This is a genomic window from Streptomyces sp. NPDC107517 (assembly GCF_055582645.1).
Window position 1 is genome coordinate 104,360 of the sequence record NZ_JBVJPM010000020.1, and the last position, 13,660, is coordinate 118,019.

The 13,660-nt window shown below is 69.8% G+C and carries 16 protein-coding genes; 8 read left to right on the forward strand and 8 right to left on the reverse strand.

Annotated elements, in window-relative coordinates; genetic code table 11:
- Nucleotides 1-8: 8 nt before the first annotated feature.
- The 5 genes from ACZ67T_RS34215 to ACZ67T_RS34235 all read right to left on the reverse strand — a co-directional run bounded on the left by ACZ67T_RS34215 (nucleotide 9) and on the right by ACZ67T_RS34235 (nucleotide 4,595).
- Nucleotides 9-653: a response regulator gene (locus ACZ67T_RS34215; protein ID WP_469989277.1), complete on the reverse strand. Its 645-nt coding sequence runs from the start codon at nucleotides 651-653 to the stop codon at nucleotides 9-11.
- 100 nt (nucleotides 654-753) lie between these two features.
- Nucleotides 754-2,127: a sensor histidine kinase gene (locus ACZ67T_RS34220; RefSeq protein ID WP_469989279.1), complete on the reverse strand. Its 1,374-nt coding sequence runs from the start codon at nucleotides 2,125-2,127 to the stop codon at nucleotides 754-756.
- 58 nt (nucleotides 2,128-2,185) lie between these two features.
- On the reverse strand, nucleotides 2,186-2,983 hold the full coding sequence (locus tag ACZ67T_RS34225) for an ABC transporter permease (protein ID WP_469989280.1): 798 nt from the start codon (nucleotides 2,981-2,983) through the stop codon (nucleotides 2,186-2,188).
- Complete coding sequence (locus tag ACZ67T_RS34230) at nucleotides 2,980-3,723, reverse strand: ABC transporter ATP-binding protein (RefSeq protein ID WP_469989282.1); 744 nt, start codon at nucleotides 3,721-3,723, stop codon at nucleotides 2,980-2,982. The genes ACZ67T_RS34225 and ACZ67T_RS34230 overlap by 4 nt, the downstream gene beginning before the upstream one ends.
- 206 nt (nucleotides 3,724-3,929) lie before the next feature.
- Nucleotides 3,930-4,595, reverse strand: a complete 666-nt coding sequence (locus tag ACZ67T_RS34235) for a MerR family transcriptional regulator (protein ID WP_469989284.1) — start codon at nucleotides 4,593-4,595, stop codon at nucleotides 3,930-3,932.
- Between the two features lie 186 nt (nucleotides 4,596-4,781).
- Here ACZ67T_RS34235 and ACZ67T_RS34240 point away from each other — a divergent pair, with 186 nt between their 5' ends.
- Nucleotides 4,782-5,135, forward strand: a complete 354-nt coding sequence (locus tag ACZ67T_RS34240) for a VOC family protein (protein ID WP_469989286.1) — start codon at nucleotides 4,782-4,784, stop codon at nucleotides 5,133-5,135.
- Here ACZ67T_RS34240 and ACZ67T_RS34245 read toward each other — a convergent pair.
- Together ACZ67T_RS34245 and ACZ67T_RS34250 are read right to left on the reverse strand one after the other, a co-directional pair.
- Nucleotides 5,132-5,548, reverse strand: a complete 417-nt coding sequence (locus ACZ67T_RS34245; protein WP_469989287.1) for a cytidine/deoxycytidylate deaminase family protein — start codon at nucleotides 5,546-5,548, stop codon at nucleotides 5,132-5,134. The two genes, ACZ67T_RS34240 and ACZ67T_RS34245, sit on opposite strands and share 4 nt — an antisense overlap.
- Before the next feature lie 587 nt (nucleotides 5,549-6,135).
- Complete coding sequence (locus tag ACZ67T_RS34250) at nucleotides 6,136-6,726, reverse strand: hypothetical protein (protein WP_469989288.1); 591 nt, start codon at nucleotides 6,724-6,726, stop codon at nucleotides 6,136-6,138.
- Nucleotides 6,727-7,223: 497 nt separating this feature from the next.
- Between ACZ67T_RS34250 and ACZ67T_RS34255 the strand changes: the two genes are divergently transcribed.
- Nucleotides 7,224-8,177 carry a methyltransferase gene (locus tag ACZ67T_RS34255; protein WP_469989290.1) on the forward strand — a complete coding sequence of 318 codons (954 nt, stop codon included), beginning with the start codon at nucleotides 7,224-7,226 and terminating at the stop codon, nucleotides 8,175-8,177.
- A 170-nt stretch (nucleotides 8,178-8,347) separates the two neighbouring features.
- On the forward strand, nucleotides 8,348-8,911 hold the full coding sequence (locus ACZ67T_RS34260; RefSeq protein WP_469989291.1) for a dihydrofolate reductase family protein: 564 nt from the start codon (nucleotides 8,348-8,350) through the stop codon (nucleotides 8,909-8,911).
- Nucleotides 8,912-8,941: 30 nt separating this feature from the next.
- Here the strand turns inward: ACZ67T_RS34260 and ACZ67T_RS34265 are convergent, their stop codons facing one another.
- Nucleotides 8,942-9,286 carry a VOC family protein gene (locus tag ACZ67T_RS34265; protein ID WP_469989293.1) on the reverse strand — a complete coding sequence of 115 codons (345 nt, stop codon included), beginning with the start codon at nucleotides 9,284-9,286 and terminating at the stop codon, nucleotides 8,942-8,944.
- A gap of 97 nt (nucleotides 9,287-9,383) precedes the next feature.
- On the opposite strand from ACZ67T_RS34265, the gene ACZ67T_RS34270 reads away from it, so the two are divergent.
- From ACZ67T_RS34270 to ACZ67T_RS34290, 5 genes are all read left to right on the forward strand, one after another.
- Nucleotides 9,384-9,863: an SRPBCC family protein gene (locus tag ACZ67T_RS34270; RefSeq protein ID WP_469989295.1), complete on the forward strand. Its 480-nt coding sequence runs from the start codon at nucleotides 9,384-9,386 to the stop codon at nucleotides 9,861-9,863.
- A 241-nt stretch (nucleotides 9,864-10,104) separates the two neighbouring features.
- Nucleotides 10,105-10,578, forward strand: coding sequence for a carboxymuconolactone decarboxylase family protein (locus ACZ67T_RS34275; RefSeq protein WP_469989297.1), 474 nt, complete (start codon nucleotides 10,105-10,107; stop codon nucleotides 10,576-10,578).
- A gap of 156 nt (nucleotides 10,579-10,734) precedes the next feature.
- The gene (locus tag ACZ67T_RS34280; RefSeq protein WP_469989372.1) at nucleotides 10,735-11,283 is read left to right on the forward strand and encodes a YciI family protein; all 549 of its coding nucleotides are present in this window, start codon (nucleotides 10,735-10,737) and stop codon (nucleotides 11,281-11,283) included.
- 110 nt (nucleotides 11,284-11,393) lie between these two features.
- Nucleotides 11,394-12,275 carry a hypothetical protein gene (locus ACZ67T_RS34285; RefSeq protein ID WP_469989299.1) on the forward strand — a complete coding sequence of 294 codons (882 nt, stop codon included), beginning with the start codon at nucleotides 11,394-11,396 and terminating at the stop codon, nucleotides 12,273-12,275.
- A gap of 82 nt (nucleotides 12,276-12,357) precedes the next feature.
- Nucleotides 12,358-13,056 (forward strand): HAD family hydrolase, encoded by a 699-nt coding sequence (locus tag ACZ67T_RS34290; protein ID WP_469989301.1) that lies wholly within the window; start codon nucleotides 12,358-12,360, stop codon nucleotides 13,054-13,056.
- Nucleotides 13,057-13,660: the final 604 nt, after the last annotated feature.

Consider the following 13,660-nt stretch of genomic DNA (forward strand, 5'->3'; position numbering starts at 1 on the left):
GGCGCCGTCTACGACCCCAAGTGGCGCAGTACGGCCAGCACGCGCCGGTTCGCGTCCTCCGACGCGGGCAGGCCCAGCTTGCCGAAGACGGCCGCGACGTGTTTCTCGACCGTGCCCGCCGACACCACCAGCGTCTGCGCGATCGCGGCGTTCGTCCTGCCTTCGGCCATCAGCGCCAGAACCTCCCGCTCGCGTGCCGTCAGTGACTCCAGGTCGCCTCCACGGCGGCTCGCTCCGGCCAACTGCGTGACCACTTCGGCATCGAGAGCGGTGCCGCCGGCGGCGACGCGGGACAGGGCGTCGGTGAACTCGGCGACGTTCGCGACGCGGTCCTTGAGCAGGTAGCCGACCCCGGCCGAGCCCGCGGCGAGCAGCCTGGTCGCGTACTTAGTCTCGATGTACTGGGAGAACAGCAGCACGCCCGTGTCCGGGTGCTCGCGCCGGATGTCGATCGCGGCTCGCAGGCCCTCGTCGGTGTGTGTCGGCGGCATACGGATGTCGACGACGGTGACGTCGGGCCGGTGCTCGGCGACGGCGGCGAGCAGGGCATCGGCATCGGGCACGGCCGCGCACACCTCGTGGCCACGCTCGGTGAGCATCTGGGCGAGCAACTCCCGCAACACGGCGGCATCTTCGGCGATCACGATGCGCATGGGGGCATGCTCTCACGGGTTGGAGCGGTGGACGGCGGGGGCGGAGGCGCTGCGCGCGGGCCGTCCGCCGGGTCGCTCAGCGCATTGCTCGCGGAGTCACTCATGCGTGGAGCGGCAGTTGCACCGTCACCGCGGTCGGCCCGCCGCTCGGGCTCGACACGTCAAGGCGTCCGTCCACCGTCCGCACCCGCTGCTGAAGGCCCGTCAACCCGCTTCCCGCGCCGAGTGCCGCCCCACCGCGACCGTCGTCAGTGACCCGCAGCCGCAGGACGCCGTCCTCCTGCGCGACCCACAACACCGCCCGGCGCGCACCGCTGTGCTTGATGACGTTGGTGAGGAGCTCGGCCGCGCAGAAGTACGCGATCGTCTCGATCGCGGGCGTCGGCCGCTGCGGCACGTCCACCGAGAGCTCCACTGGCACGGTGCTCCGCGCGGTCAGCGTCGACAACGCGTCCGGCAGACCGTCGTCCAGGACCGGGGGATGAATGCCGCGTGCCAGGTCACGCAATTCGGCGAGGGCCTCGGTGGCGTTGCGGTGCGCGGTGTCCACGAGTTGCCGTACACGCGCCGGGTCAGCGATCGGTTCGCCCTCCGGGCCGAGCCGCTCCTTCGCCATGTCGAGGCTCATGGCCAGCGCGACGAGCCGGACCTGCGCCCCGTCGTGCAGATCGCGCTCCAGGCGGCGCAGCAGGGCGGCCGAGTCGTCGACGGCGAGCGCGCGGCTCTCCTCCAAACTCCTCACCCGTTCGGCGAGTTGGCCCGGCCCGAGCAGCGCCCGGATGAGCCAGCGGTCCACGGCGACGACGCCACGTGTGAACCAGGGCGCCGCCAGCAGCGTCACCGCGCCGATCGCCGCCGCCACGAAGGTCCCGGCGAGACTCGTGCTGTGCGGGGCGCCACCGCCGACGGGGACCGGCGTGATCGTCGGCATGCCCGCCCCGCCCGCCGCGGGGCGCTGGTGGAACGCGGCCCACCGCAGTGGCGCGGAGAGATTGAGGAGGGCGGTCAGCCACCAGCCGACGGCGTACAGGCCGAAGGCGGCGACGGGCAGTTTCACCAGGAGGTAGGCCACCGAACGCCACCCCGCCGCGTCGCGCAGGCGAGCGTCCAGCCGCGCGAACGCCTTGCCCGTCGGCCGCAGCCGCGGCGGCGCCTCCACCCGCTCGCCCAGCAACCCCTGGGCGAGCCGGCGATGCACGGCGGCGCAGCCGCGCCCGAGGCCGACGGCCCCGACGACCAGCGCAAGTCCGAGGACAGCGCCGACCAGGGAAGCCGTGAGACCGGTGCCGAGGGCGAGCAGGACGAGGAGGAGAACGGCCCCGACGACGGCCAGGGGGAAGCCCACCAGGCAGTACGTGACCTCGGCCCAGGCGCGAGCCGTGAACGGGGCACGCAGGACGGCGCCCGGGGAGACCTGACGTGAGGGCTCGGCCCGCGCGCCTTCCGGTGGCCGGTCCCCGGCTGGCTCGTGCATGGCTCAAGTCTCCTGTACGTACGTCTGCTGTAGGCAACTGTCGTCTGCCGTGAGGCGGTCACGCGTCCCGGCGCGTCAGCAGCCAGCCGCCCGCGCCGAGCGCCGCCACCACGTACAGGCACAGCATCCCGAAGCCGACCCACGGTGAGAGCACGTCGGCCACTGGCTTGGAGACGGCGAGCGAGTTCCCGGCGATCATGGTCGGGAAGTACTTTGCCACCGTGACCCCGGTGAGCCCGGACAGTGCCGCGGGCAGCACGTACAGCAGCCCGACCAGTGCCCCGACGGCCGCGGCCGTGTGTCGGACGACGGCGCCCAGCGCGATGCCGAGCAGCCCGACCAGGGCGAGATACGCGCCCGAAAGGACCACCGCGCGCAGCACACCCGGGTCGCCGATGCCGGGCACCGGCACTCCTTCTCCGAGCGCGAGCCGCCCGGCGAGGAACGTCGCGAACGCGACCGCTTCACCGACGGCCAGCGTCACCGCGCCGAAGACGCCCGCCTTGGCGGCGAGCAGCAGCGCCCGGTCGGGGATCGCGGCGAGCGTGGAGCGAATCGCGCCGGAGGAGTACTCGCCGGTGACCACGAGCACGCCGAGTACACCGACGATCAGTTGGCCGAGAGCGATCCCGGCCAGCACGTTGTTCACCGGGTCGAACGTGTCGGCCTTGTCGGGGCTGGGGGCATGGGTGTTGGCCATGGTCACGACGCCGATGACGAGCATCCCGACGACGGTGGCCACGAGCGCCCAGAGGGTGGAGCGCAGGCTGCGCAGTTTGATCCACTCCATCCACGCGGCGTGGGCGAACCCGTAGCGCCCCGCGGGCAGCGCCGGTGCCGTCTGCGGGGCGGTCACGACTGCCTCCTCGGCTGTGCGGGGGCGATGCCCCGGTACTCGGCGCTGTCCCCGGTGAGGGCGAAGAACGCCTCCTCGAGCGAACACCCGTCGGCCGTCAGCCCGGCGACGCTGGTGTCGGCGAGCAGCCGGCCCTGGCCGATCACGATCAAGTGGTCGGCGGTGAGCGCCATTTCACTGATCAGATGACTGGACAGCAGCACGGTGCGGCCCTCGGCGGCGAGGGACTTCATCAGGTTGCGGATCCAGCGCACGCCCTCCGGGTCGAGCCCGTTGACGGGCTCGTCGAAGAGGAGCACCCCCGGATCACCGAGCAGGGCGGCGGCGATGCCGAGCCGCTGCGACATGCCCAGTGAGAATCCGCCCGCGCGCTTGTTCGCCACGTCGGCGAGACCGACGGTGTCCAGGACGGCGCGGACCCGAGTGCGGGGAATGCCGTTGGCGGCGGCCAGCGCGGCCAGGTGGTTCGCCGCGCTGCGTCCCGGGTGGTACGTACGGGCCTCGAGCAGCGCGCCGACCTCCCGCAACGGCCAGCGCAGCTCCTCGTACGGCGTGCCGTGGATATGGGCGGTGCCCGCGTCCGGGCGGTCCAGGCCCGTGATGATGCGCATGGTGGTGGACTTCCCGGACCCGTTCGGGCCGAGGAAACCGGTCACCGCGCCCGGGCGGACCTCGAAGCCGAGGCCGTCCACGGCAACGGTGGGGCCGTAACGTTTGGTGAGACCGCGGACCTCGATCATGGCTGCTCCCAGGTGGCTACGTTCATGCCCCCGACGCTAGGCGCGCCCGCGCCGCCCCGGAACGAGGCTGACCTCCGTCTTGAGCTGGGGGTTTTCCCCCAGGGGAGCGGTGCTGGTGTTCCGGGGCACGGGGCCCTCCTGGGCAAGCCGGATGTCGGACGTGCGCAGGGGACCCTAGGAGGGGCGGTCCCCGAAGCCCACCTCGTTCAACGGCTGCGGATTCCGTCGGCCGCCCTCAGCGCGGTGACCGCGGATGTGGCGTCTTCGGCGTAGTCCGGGTCCTGGACGACGGTGACCGAGGTAGGGGTGGCGGGCAGCGTGCGGGACCACTTCACCTTCACCGCCCCGATCTTCGGCAGGGAAAGCGCATCGAGCCAGCCGCGGTCGTCGTCCGGCGAACCGGTCTCCAGCAGGGCCAGCAGTTCCCGTTCCTTGGCGGCCATCGCGGGCTCGGGGCCGGGCAGCCGTGCCGAGGCGCGGGCCATGTCGGCGAAGAGCGCGGTCAGTTCGGGCGATACGGGGGTCTCGGCGGGCAGCTGTCCGGTGCGCTCGGCCTGTCCGAGCAGCAGCCGCAGACGGGCGCGACGCCGACGGATGGACTCCTCCTGGCGGGCCAGGTCGGCGTCCAGCTCGGTCAGGATCTCGACGAGATCCTTGCCCACATCGTCCGCCAGCACGTCCTTGACCTCGTCGAGGCTCAGGCCCAGCTCGGTCAGCCGGCGGACACGCGCCAGCTCCACGGCGTCGCGCAGGGAATATTCGCGATATCCGTTGGGCTGCCGGGGAGGCTCGGGCAGGAGCCCGATGCGGTGGTAGTGCCGCACGGCACGGGTGGTGATGCCGGCCATGCGGGCGAGCTCTCCGATTCGCATGGCATCAGTAGAAACGTTGACGTTGCCACAAGGTCAAGCGGCTCGGTGCGCAAGTCACCGGCGTTGTCGCCGCGGGCGTCTTCGCCGGGCCGGCGGTACCGGTCCTCACCTGCGGGCGGCACCTGGGCCGGGGGCAATTCCCTGGCCGACGGGACGCGGGACCCACGACGAAGGCATGCTCACTCCATGACGAACCGTTGGGTCGGAGTGACCGTGGACTGCATCGATGTCGAGCGAGTGTCAGCGTTCTGGAGCGTGCTGCTGGACCGCCCGCAAGGGCCGTCCGAGCCCGGCTGGGTCTATCTCGGCCATCGCGACGACCCGCAGCCGCGCCTGGTCTTCCAGCCCGTGACCGAGCCGAGGGCCGGAAAGGTGCGCCTGCACCTGGACGTCTCGGTGGACGACATCGATCAGGGGATCGCCCAAGTCATAGGCCTCGGCGGCCGGTTCACCGGCGAGCGGCACGAATACGACGAGGGTGTGGTCGTCGTGATGGCCGACCCCGAGGGGCACGAGTTCTGCCTGTCCCAGTACTACTAGCCTTCCGTATCGAGCTGGTGGTCGGCCCACACGTAGGTTTCGGGCAGCAGGTCGGCGACGGGGACGGTCCGGAGGCGGTCGCCCGCACCGACGATGACCTTGAGGTCCGGGAAGTAGTCGAGGAGGACTTGGCGGCACCGGCCGCACGGGGGGACGACTCCGCGGTCGCGGTCGCCCACGGCGACGATCGTGTCCAGCTCGTAGGCGCCCTGGCCGGCTGCCGCGCCGATGACGACCAGCTCGGCACAAGGGCCTCCGGTGAAGTGGTAGGCGTTCACCGCGGTGACGATCCGGCCGTCCCGGTCGCGGGCCGCGGCCGCCATGGTGTGGTTGTCGCCCCGGCAGCGGGTGCGCGCGACATGAGCCGCGGCCTCGATGAGTTCGTGGTCGACATGATCGGTCTGCGTGGTCATCTGCGTTGCCTTCGTGAGGTGTTGGCCCAGAGCGCCGTCAGCGCGTCGGCGAGCCAGTGAATCAGTGAATCAGTGAATCAGCGAGCCAGTGAATCAATGAGCCAGTGAATCAGTTGGGAGTCAGCCGGGACTGCCGGTTGCCAGGTTGGCCTCATGCGGTGTGCCGCGGCGGAACGGCCTTGCTCGCGGTAGAGGGCCGGTGCGGTGGGCCAGGCCCTGCGGGCATGAACATCGGCCGGAGCATGGTGAGTTCGCGTGAGTCCCGACGTATCGCCTTGTTCGCTGAAGTGGGACCGGGCGTCCGCCAAGTGGGGCGGCGATGCCTCGTCACGCCCCGCCTGGGCCAGGGCCGCCGCCAGGCGTTGGTGGGTGATGGCCGGCGAAAGCCCGGCACATGAGCGGACGATGTCCTGCACCGAGGGTTCGGCCGCGGCCGGCGTGCTGCCCACGCGCCGGGCGAAGGGAGTGGGGACTCCGAGTCAGTGAGCAGGCCGAGGCCGACGGCGCCGGCGCCGCTGCGGAGCTTGAGACTGCTCTGCCTGTTCCGCTCGTGACCGCGTGAGCGACGGCTCCAAGACTTCGTGTCGTCAGTCGGACACGATGCGGAGGAGAGCCGTGCCGTCCTCACGGGTGACCGTCTGGATCACCACCGCATCGGGCTGAGGGCTCGGCCGGGTGGCGTCGCCCGGACCACCGCAGGAGTTGCTTCCTCCGTTGCTGCGGAGGACCGTGGTGCACGCTTGGCCCGGGCCGGTCGAGCCGCCCTTGGACTCGCCGTTGCCCGACTTGATCGTGTACTCGATCTTGTTCGGGCCGACCTCGGTGACGGACAGGGTTGCCGGACCGGCCGGGCCCTTGAAGCTGAACTTCACCGGGCCTGCTACCGCGATCTCGCAGTTGCCGTCCGCGCAGGCGCCGACATTGTGCCCGTCCGCCGCCGAGGCGGACGGCCGCCCGGACGAGGGCTGCGGGGACGAGGGCCGCGGGGAGGGGGTCTTCGAGGAAGAGGAATGGGCTTTCGAGGTCTCACTACTGGGTGAAGACTCACGGCCGGCCTGCTCCGTGCTGCCGCAGCCACCCACCGTCAACGCGACCAGCGCGGCGAGCGCGACGCCCGCCACCCGCCGATGCTGCGAAAGCCCTTCTCGCAGCCTCCATGCCGATTCAGTCGCGGCCATGACGTCCCCTGTGTTCCAGTCTGCGTGGTTCGGTACGGCAGTCAGTCTGCCCCCTTGCCACCGTCGCCGTGCCGCAACGGGCCGCAGCGGCCACCCGACCTCACCCGAACGTCAGCCGGAACACCGCTCCGCCCCCTGCGGCTGCTCCGCCGTGAGCTCCGCGCCGTGGGCCCGGGCAACGCGCGGGCAAGGGAGTGGGCGGGGTGGCAGCCTGGGAGTTCCCTGGTGGGCGGGCCTGAAGCGGACGTCGCAGTGGGTGGGTGGGCGGCCGAGAACATCGCGCGCGGTTCTCGACGGACCGATACCAGGTCTGAGCCCGGGGTGTCGTGGGGTGCGGTGTCTCAGGTGGCTGGGGGGAGGTCAGGTCGTCGGGTGACCTGGCCTTCGCGGCGCGCAAGGCCGTGGTCCCTTGCGCGCGGGGCCGTCGAGCGAGGGATCTTCTTGCGTCATAGGCAAGAGCTTATGCGCTGAACGAAATGGCACGTACGGTCGATGTCATGACGCACCCCACGCACCGGACGCCTGCACCGCACGGTTCTCCCGCACACTCCCAGCCGCACGGACATGGGTCCCATGAGGCCGGCCATGGCGCCCACGGCGCCCACAGCCACGGCACACATACGCATGAGCAGGACGGCCTGGCGGAGCTGCTCGACCTCGATGCCGACCTGTTCGCGCCTCAGCTCGCCGCCGCGATGCGTTCCATCGCGGCGCTGGCCGGGGACGATGTCGAGCGGATCGTGGACCTTGGTGCCGGAAGCGGCACCGGAACGTTCGCCCTGCTCAAGCAGTTCCCCTCCGCTCAGGTGACGGCCGTGGACAGCTCCTCTCACATGCTGGATCAGCTGACCCGGACCGCTGCCGCCAAGAACCTTGACGCGCGCGTCCACCTGCTGGAAGCCGACGCCGGTACGGGCCTGCCGGGCGTCACGGACGCGGACCTCGTCTGGGCCTCGGCCTCCATGCATCACATGGACGACCCCGCCGCGACCCTCGACATCATCTTCAAGGCCCTGCGCCCGGGCGGGCTCCTGGCCGTCGCGGAACTGGACGGGATGCCGCGATTCCTCGCCGACGACGCGGTGCCGGAGCGCCCCGGGCTGGAGGGCCGCTTCCGCGAGGCACTCACGACGCTGCACGCCGAAGAGGTACCGCACATGGGAGCCGACTGGGGCGCGCTGCTGGCATCGGCCGGTTTCACCCTTGAGGATGAACGCACAGAGAATCTCGAACTGCGCCCGCCGTCGGGCGGCAGCGCCGGGCTCTACGCGCACGGCACGCTCAGCCGTATCCGCGGCGCTCTGGAAGGCCGTATCCATCCGGCCGACCTGGAAGCGCTCGACACGCTCGTGAACGGCGGCCCGGCGGACGTACGCCACCGTGACGACCTGGTGGTGCGCTCCACGCGCCAGCTCTGGATCGCGCGCCGCCCCACGGACAGCGCCTCGTAGCGACCGGCTGAGGAGCGACCGGCTGAGGAGCGCCCGGCCGAGGGGTTGACGCGATGGTTGGTTGAGGGTGTCGATGCACGCGATTCCGCTCCGACGTCTCTACTGGAAGGTGCCATGCCCCATGGGAGCGGGCAGGGCACGGCAGGTGCGAGACATCCGGAGGAATTGCCATGCAGACACTCACCGTCGATGTGTTCGTCTCGGTTGACGGGTATGCCGGCAGCGCGACATCGCCCGCATACTTCGGCTACTTCGGGCCCATGCTCGAGGAGTGGATCCGCGAGGAGATGGCTGGGCCGCAGCTGGTGCTCATGGGGCGGCGCACCTACGAGGCCCTGGTGGGCCTCCCCGGGGAGTCGGGTGGCCCCGGCGCGGACCCGGTGCCCGGTGCGGACAAGGTCGTCTTCTCGTCGACGCTGAAGACGGTCGCCTGGCAGAACACGCGCGTGTGCCAGGACGACCTGATCGCCGAGGTCACCCGGCTCAAGAACGACGGCCATGTGCCGCTGCGGACCATGGGCAGTCTGTCCCTGGCCCGGCAGCTTCTCGACGCGGGCCTCGTGGACCGGCTGAGGCTGACGACCTTTCCGCTGCTCGTGGGGGAGTCGGGCCGTGAGCCGTTCTTCGCCGGGGTGAACTCGACAGAACTGGAGCTGGTCTCCCATCACGATCTGGACAACAGGGTCCTGGTGATCGAGTACCGGCCCACAGGACGCGCGATTCCGAAGGCCTGAGAGCCGGGCGTCCGGCGCCCGGGGAGGCCGTCAGAGGTTGAGTGCCGTTTCGTGGCGTGGTTGGTAGAGCCCCAGCTCGCCACCGCCCGGCAGCCGGATCCCGGTCTTGAGACCCCACCCGGCGTTCGTGACCGGGGTGCACTCGACCCCCTTCGCCGAGAGCTCGTCGACCGTCGCGTTGACGTCGTCGCACATCAGGTACAACTCGTGTGACGGTGCGTCGGCGGGGTGGACGGCCACCTCGGCCGGAGGCAGCTTGAAGATGAGCCAGCCGTCGCCGGCATCGATGTGCGGATACCCCAGAACGTCCCTGAAGAAGGCGCGGTCCGCCTCCGCGTCGTGGCTGTAGATGATGACGTGAGCGCCGTTAATCATGCGTGCAGGGTACTGACCGCTGGGAGCGGAGGCCGGATATGACGCCGTGTCCGAGGCAGTGGCCTGGCGACATGGGAGCACAAGGAGCGTGAACACCATGCCTGAGGAGTACGTGAGCGCCACTCTGGCCGTCGCCGTGTCCGCCGCCAGAGCCTTCGCGGTGCTGGCGGATCCGAGGTCGCATTCTGCGATCGACGGCACCGGCTGGGTTCAGGCATCCGTCGACCGGGCGCCGCTGACCGAGGTGGGCCAGGTCTTCCGGATGGACATGTATCACCCCAACCACCCGAACGGTGACTACCAGGTGGTCAACAGGGTCGAGGTGCTCGAACCGCCGCGCTGCATCGGCTGGCTGACGGGGTATCGCAAGGACGACGGCCAACTGGAGTTCGGCGGCTGGATCTGGCGTTACGACCTGGCGCCGCTCGGTCCGTCCGAGACCGAGGTCACGCTCACCTACGACTGGTCGGCGGTGCCACGCTCCATCCGGGAGTACATCCGGTTCCCGCCGTTCGGCCCCGAGCACCTCAGCAACTCACTGCACCACCTGGCCGGGCTGGTGGCGGGCCGGCGCTGAGGCGGCGAGTCGGGACCCTGCCGCGACGCGGCGGCCGCCCACCACCGGGACGAGAAGTTCACCCGCAGCCTGGACCTGATCTGCGCGCCCGTATCGCGACGCTCATCCCGTGAACCTCGTCGCCGGTGACCGCTCCCGCAATGCCGAAGGTGGAGACGCACGTCACATGGGGCCATGTCACAGCGCGCGGAGCCGTTTCGTCATAGGGGTGCAGGCATCGGCAACGACAAAGGAGTTCACGATGGACGCCCGTTTGAACATGTTCGGCAATCCGACGGCCATGAAGGTCTGGAAGCACATCATCGCGGCGAACCAGGTGCTCGCCGAGTCGTCGGTGCCGCACGCGACGCTGGAGCTGGTGAAGATCCGCGCCAGCCAGATCAACGGGTGCGGCGGCTGCCTCGACATGCACACCAAGGACGCCGCTGCCGCCGGTGAGACCTCTACGCGCCTCAACCTCGTCGCGGCGTGGAGGGAGGCCAAGGTCTACACCGAGGCCGAGCGCGCGGCGCTGGAGCTGACGGAGCAGGGCACCCGTATTGCCGACGCGGCCGGTGGTGTCCCGGACGAGGTCTGGGCGAATGCCGCCAAGTACTACGACGAGGATCAGCTCGCGGCCCTGGTCTCGCAGATCGCACTTATCAACGCGTTCAACCGCGGGAACGTCATCATCCAGATGCCGGCCGGCGACTACCAGCCCGGCCAGTTCGGATAGCTCGTACCGGACGGACGATGAGCTGTGCCCGGCCCGGCGGTGCTGACCGGACGACCGCCGGGCCGCGGCTGACCTGCCCGTTCGGATGGCCGTGCTCGCAGGCCGAATGAGGACATCTGCGAGATGAAGCAGGACATGGTGGTGGAGAGTGGGGGCATGGAGTTCTTCTGCTACCACCGAGATCGTCTCGACTCCCTGGCGCTACGCCATGAGTTGCTGGAAGACCACTGGTCCTACATGGACCAGTACGGCAAGGAGCTGATCGCTCGCGGTCCGACGCTCAGCAGCGACGGTGAGGAGCCGACGGGGAGTGTGCACATCGTCGACCTGCCGGACACGGCCGCGGCACGCGCGTTCGCGTTCGACGAACCCGGCTATCAGGCCGGTGTGTACCGGGACGTGATGCTGCGCCGTTGGCACAACAAGCTCGGGCGCACCATGTGGGACTACCCCGGCGGCCCCACCGAAGGGAACCGGTACCTGGTGCTCGGCCTCGGCGCGGGGCACACCGCCGACCTCGATGTGCCCGCCGATCAGGACGACTTGATCGCGTACGGGCCTCTGCTGTCCGACGACGGCGCCACGTGGCTGGGTACGGCGGCGCTGGTCCGGGCGCCGGACCCGGACACGGCATGTGCCGTACTGACCGTGGGTCTCTACGCCGAGATCGAGGTCCACAACTGGCAGTTCGGCGGCAGGCGGTGATGACGGCCGTCAGCCCGCCATAAGAGCGGAAGATGAGCGAGTCGTGCAACGATTCGGGCCCGCCGTGCGTCAGTTGTCCGAGAGTTCACGTCGATGCTCGAGGGACGTAAATGCAACGTGAGTATGTCTTCGGGATCGCCGGGGCCGTGCTGGTGGCCACAGCCGGCATCACCGCCTGTCGGGGCGACGCCTCGGCCGCGCCGTCCGGCGCGGCGCGGGTCGTCAAGGACACCGATGACGAGGCGGTCATCGAACTGGCCGACGGACGCCGGGTCTCCCTGCGTTACCAGGCCGGTACGGGCCTGCTCGAACGGCACCGGAGCGCCGTCGGCAAGCCCTGGTCCACGTCGAAGACCGTCTACGCCACCAAGACCGATCCCTGCCAGGGCATTGACCTGAAGGCATACCGCGCCACCGTCACCGTGCGCGCCGACTTCGGACAGTACTGCCGGGACGGCGAGCCTCCGACGGAGAGCGTCGCCGCCGTCGGCACCGGTGGACTGGGGAAGTGGGACTCCCACATCGCCAAGAACTGGGACGGCTGGGACCGGGTCGACATCGCCCGCGACGGGAAGTCGGCGAAGTTCACGTCCACGTCATGGGCCAGCACGACGACGCTCGCCTGGCGCGTCGTCGAGGGCTTCGGCGAGGTCGCGACCAGGTACAAGAGGCTCGGTGAACGGTTCCTCGGCACCTGGCGCGCCGAGGACGGCAGCCACCAGGTGACCTTCCGGCAGAGCAAGCTCAACGTGCCCGCGTCGGCCACCGTCGAGATGCTCAAGGGGCCCACGTGCAAGGTCCGCATGGACTTGATCGACATCTGGGAGGACCGGGTGCAGCCCAGGAGAATCAAGGTTCTGGACGGCGAGAGAACCACGTACTGCCCGCCCGAGGAGTTCAATTCCGAGTACGTGGTGGCGACTGCCGACGGGCCGATGGAGCTCAGGCACCTCGGTGACGCCACAGCGCTGGTGACGTACCGGAAGTCGTGACGAAGCCGCCAGGAGCGTCGTCCGTTGCCCAGGCCGCTGCCGGGCTTGCGTACCGGTGATGGGGGAGGCGAGGATCGCCGTCATGATCAAAGGTGTGATGTTCGACTTTTCCGGGACCCTCTTCCGTATCGAGTCGGTCTCGGAATGGCTGGGAGCGGTTGTTGCCGAGGCCGGACTCGACATGGGGGAGGACGAACTCGCGGCGTGTGTCAGCCGGTTGACCGAGGCGGGCGCTCTGCCCGGAGGGGCTCCACCTCGCACGCTGCCGTCGCATCTCGATGGGCTGTGGCGTGAACGGGACCTCAGTGCCGAGCAACACCGTGCTGCGTTTACCGCTCTTGCCCGCGAGGCGTCACTCCCGTCGGCGGAGCTGGCCGAGGCTCTGTATGACCGGCATCGCACTTCGGCCGCATGGCGCCCCTATCCCGACACCGAGGCGACGCTTCATGCTCTGCGTGGGCGGGGCGTCTCCGTCGCTGTGGTGAGCAATATCGGCTGGGACCTGCGGCCCGTCTTCCGCGACCACCGTGTCGACAGCCTCGTCGACGCGTACGTCCTCTCCTTCGAGCACGGCGTGCAGAAGCCGGATCCGGGGCTCTTCCGAGTGGCCTGCGACAAGCTCGGACTGCCGCCCGGCGAGGTCCTCATGGTCGGCGACGATCGTGTCGCGGACGCCGGGGCGGCGGTGCTCGGGTGTCCGGTTCATCTGGTCGACCACCTGCCCGTCGATCGACGCCCGAACGCACTGCGGGCGGTTCTTGATCTCGTCCAGATCCTCTAGTGCTGCGCCGGTAACGTTCACCAGTTTGCCATGGATGAACGGAGAGCCAGGCAGGGCGGCACCGATGTCTGAGCTACTGCGCTGACGGAGCGCGCTGCGCGGTGAGCACGGGCTGGTAGTGGCCGCTGGAGGCCGGACTGTGCCGGCTGATGTTCGTGAAGCCGGCTTCAGCCACGAACTCTTTCAGTTGCGGAGACGTCAGCGCCCAGTAGGTGCTCCGTCGGACTCGGACATGCCAGGCGTTGTCCGCGGGGATGAGCTGGAAGTGCTCCAGGTCGTACCGCTCGCCGTCTTCATGCCACCGATGTCGTCGAACCGATGGAGCACGTCGCGGACGGTGTCTTCGCCGGCCTGGAGCAGCCCAGCGATCACCGGGACTCGGGTCCGCCGGCCGAGGCAACGGAGTCGTCCGACGCCATGAAGCGAACGCACTGCCGGCAGCCCCGACTGGCTTTCGCGACTACGCTCGTATGTCGTGAATGCCTACTTCACGACGGAACAGTGCCCCAGCTGCGGTTGCCACACCGACGGCCTGTCCAACAGATTCGCCTGCACTTCCTGCGACACGGTATGGACGTCGGGGGATCCGGACTCGGTCGTGAGC

Coding starts and splice junctions, on each gene's coding strand:
- ACZ67T_RS34240 (WP_469989286.1), top strand. CDS start 4,782: ATGACGAACCGTTGGGTCGGAGTGACCGTGGACTGCATCGATGTCGAG.
- ACZ67T_RS34265 (WP_469989293.1), bottom strand. CDS start 9,286: ATGATTAACGGCGCTCACGTCATCATCTACAGCCACGACGCGGAGGCG.
- ACZ67T_RS34250 (WP_469989288.1), bottom strand. CDS start 6,726: ATGGCCGCGACTGAATCGGCATGGAGGCTGCGAGAAGGGCTTTCGCAG.
- ACZ67T_RS34280 (WP_469989372.1), top strand. CDS start 10,735: ATGGAGTTCTTCTGCTACCACCGAGATCGTCTCGACTCCCTGGCGCTA.
- ACZ67T_RS34245 (WP_469989287.1), bottom strand. CDS start 5,548: ATGACCACGCAGACCGATCATGTCGACCACGAACTCATCGAGGCCGCG.
- ACZ67T_RS34215 (WP_469989277.1), bottom strand. CDS start 653: ATGCGCATCGTGATCGCCGAAGATGCCGCCGTGTTGCGGGAGTTGCTC.
- ACZ67T_RS34220 (WP_469989279.1), bottom strand. CDS start 2,127: ATGCACGAGCCAGCCGGGGACCGGCCACCGGAAGGCGCGCGGGCCGAG.
- ACZ67T_RS34255 (WP_469989290.1), top strand. CDS start 7,224: ATGACGCACCCCACGCACCGGACGCCTGCACCGCACGGTTCTCCCGCA.
- ACZ67T_RS34285 (WP_469989299.1), top strand. CDS start 11,394: ATGCAACGTGAGTATGTCTTCGGGATCGCCGGGGCCGTGCTGGTGGCC.
- ACZ67T_RS34230 (WP_469989282.1), bottom strand. CDS start 3,723: ATGATCGAGGTCCGCGGTCTCACCAAACGTTACGGCCCCACCGTTGCC.
- ACZ67T_RS34275 (WP_469989297.1), top strand. CDS start 10,105: ATGGACGCCCGTTTGAACATGTTCGGCAATCCGACGGCCATGAAGGTC.
- ACZ67T_RS34235 (WP_469989284.1), bottom strand. CDS start 4,595: ATGCGAATCGGAGAGCTCGCCCGCATGGCCGGCATCACCACCCGTGCC.
- ACZ67T_RS34290 (WP_469989301.1), top strand. CDS start 12,358: ATGATCAAAGGTGTGATGTTCGACTTTTCCGGGACCCTCTTCCGTATC.
- ACZ67T_RS34260 (WP_469989291.1), top strand. CDS start 8,348: ATGCAGACACTCACCGTCGATGTGTTCGTCTCGGTTGACGGGTATGCC.
- ACZ67T_RS34270 (WP_469989295.1), top strand. CDS start 9,384: ATGCCTGAGGAGTACGTGAGCGCCACTCTGGCCGTCGCCGTGTCCGCC.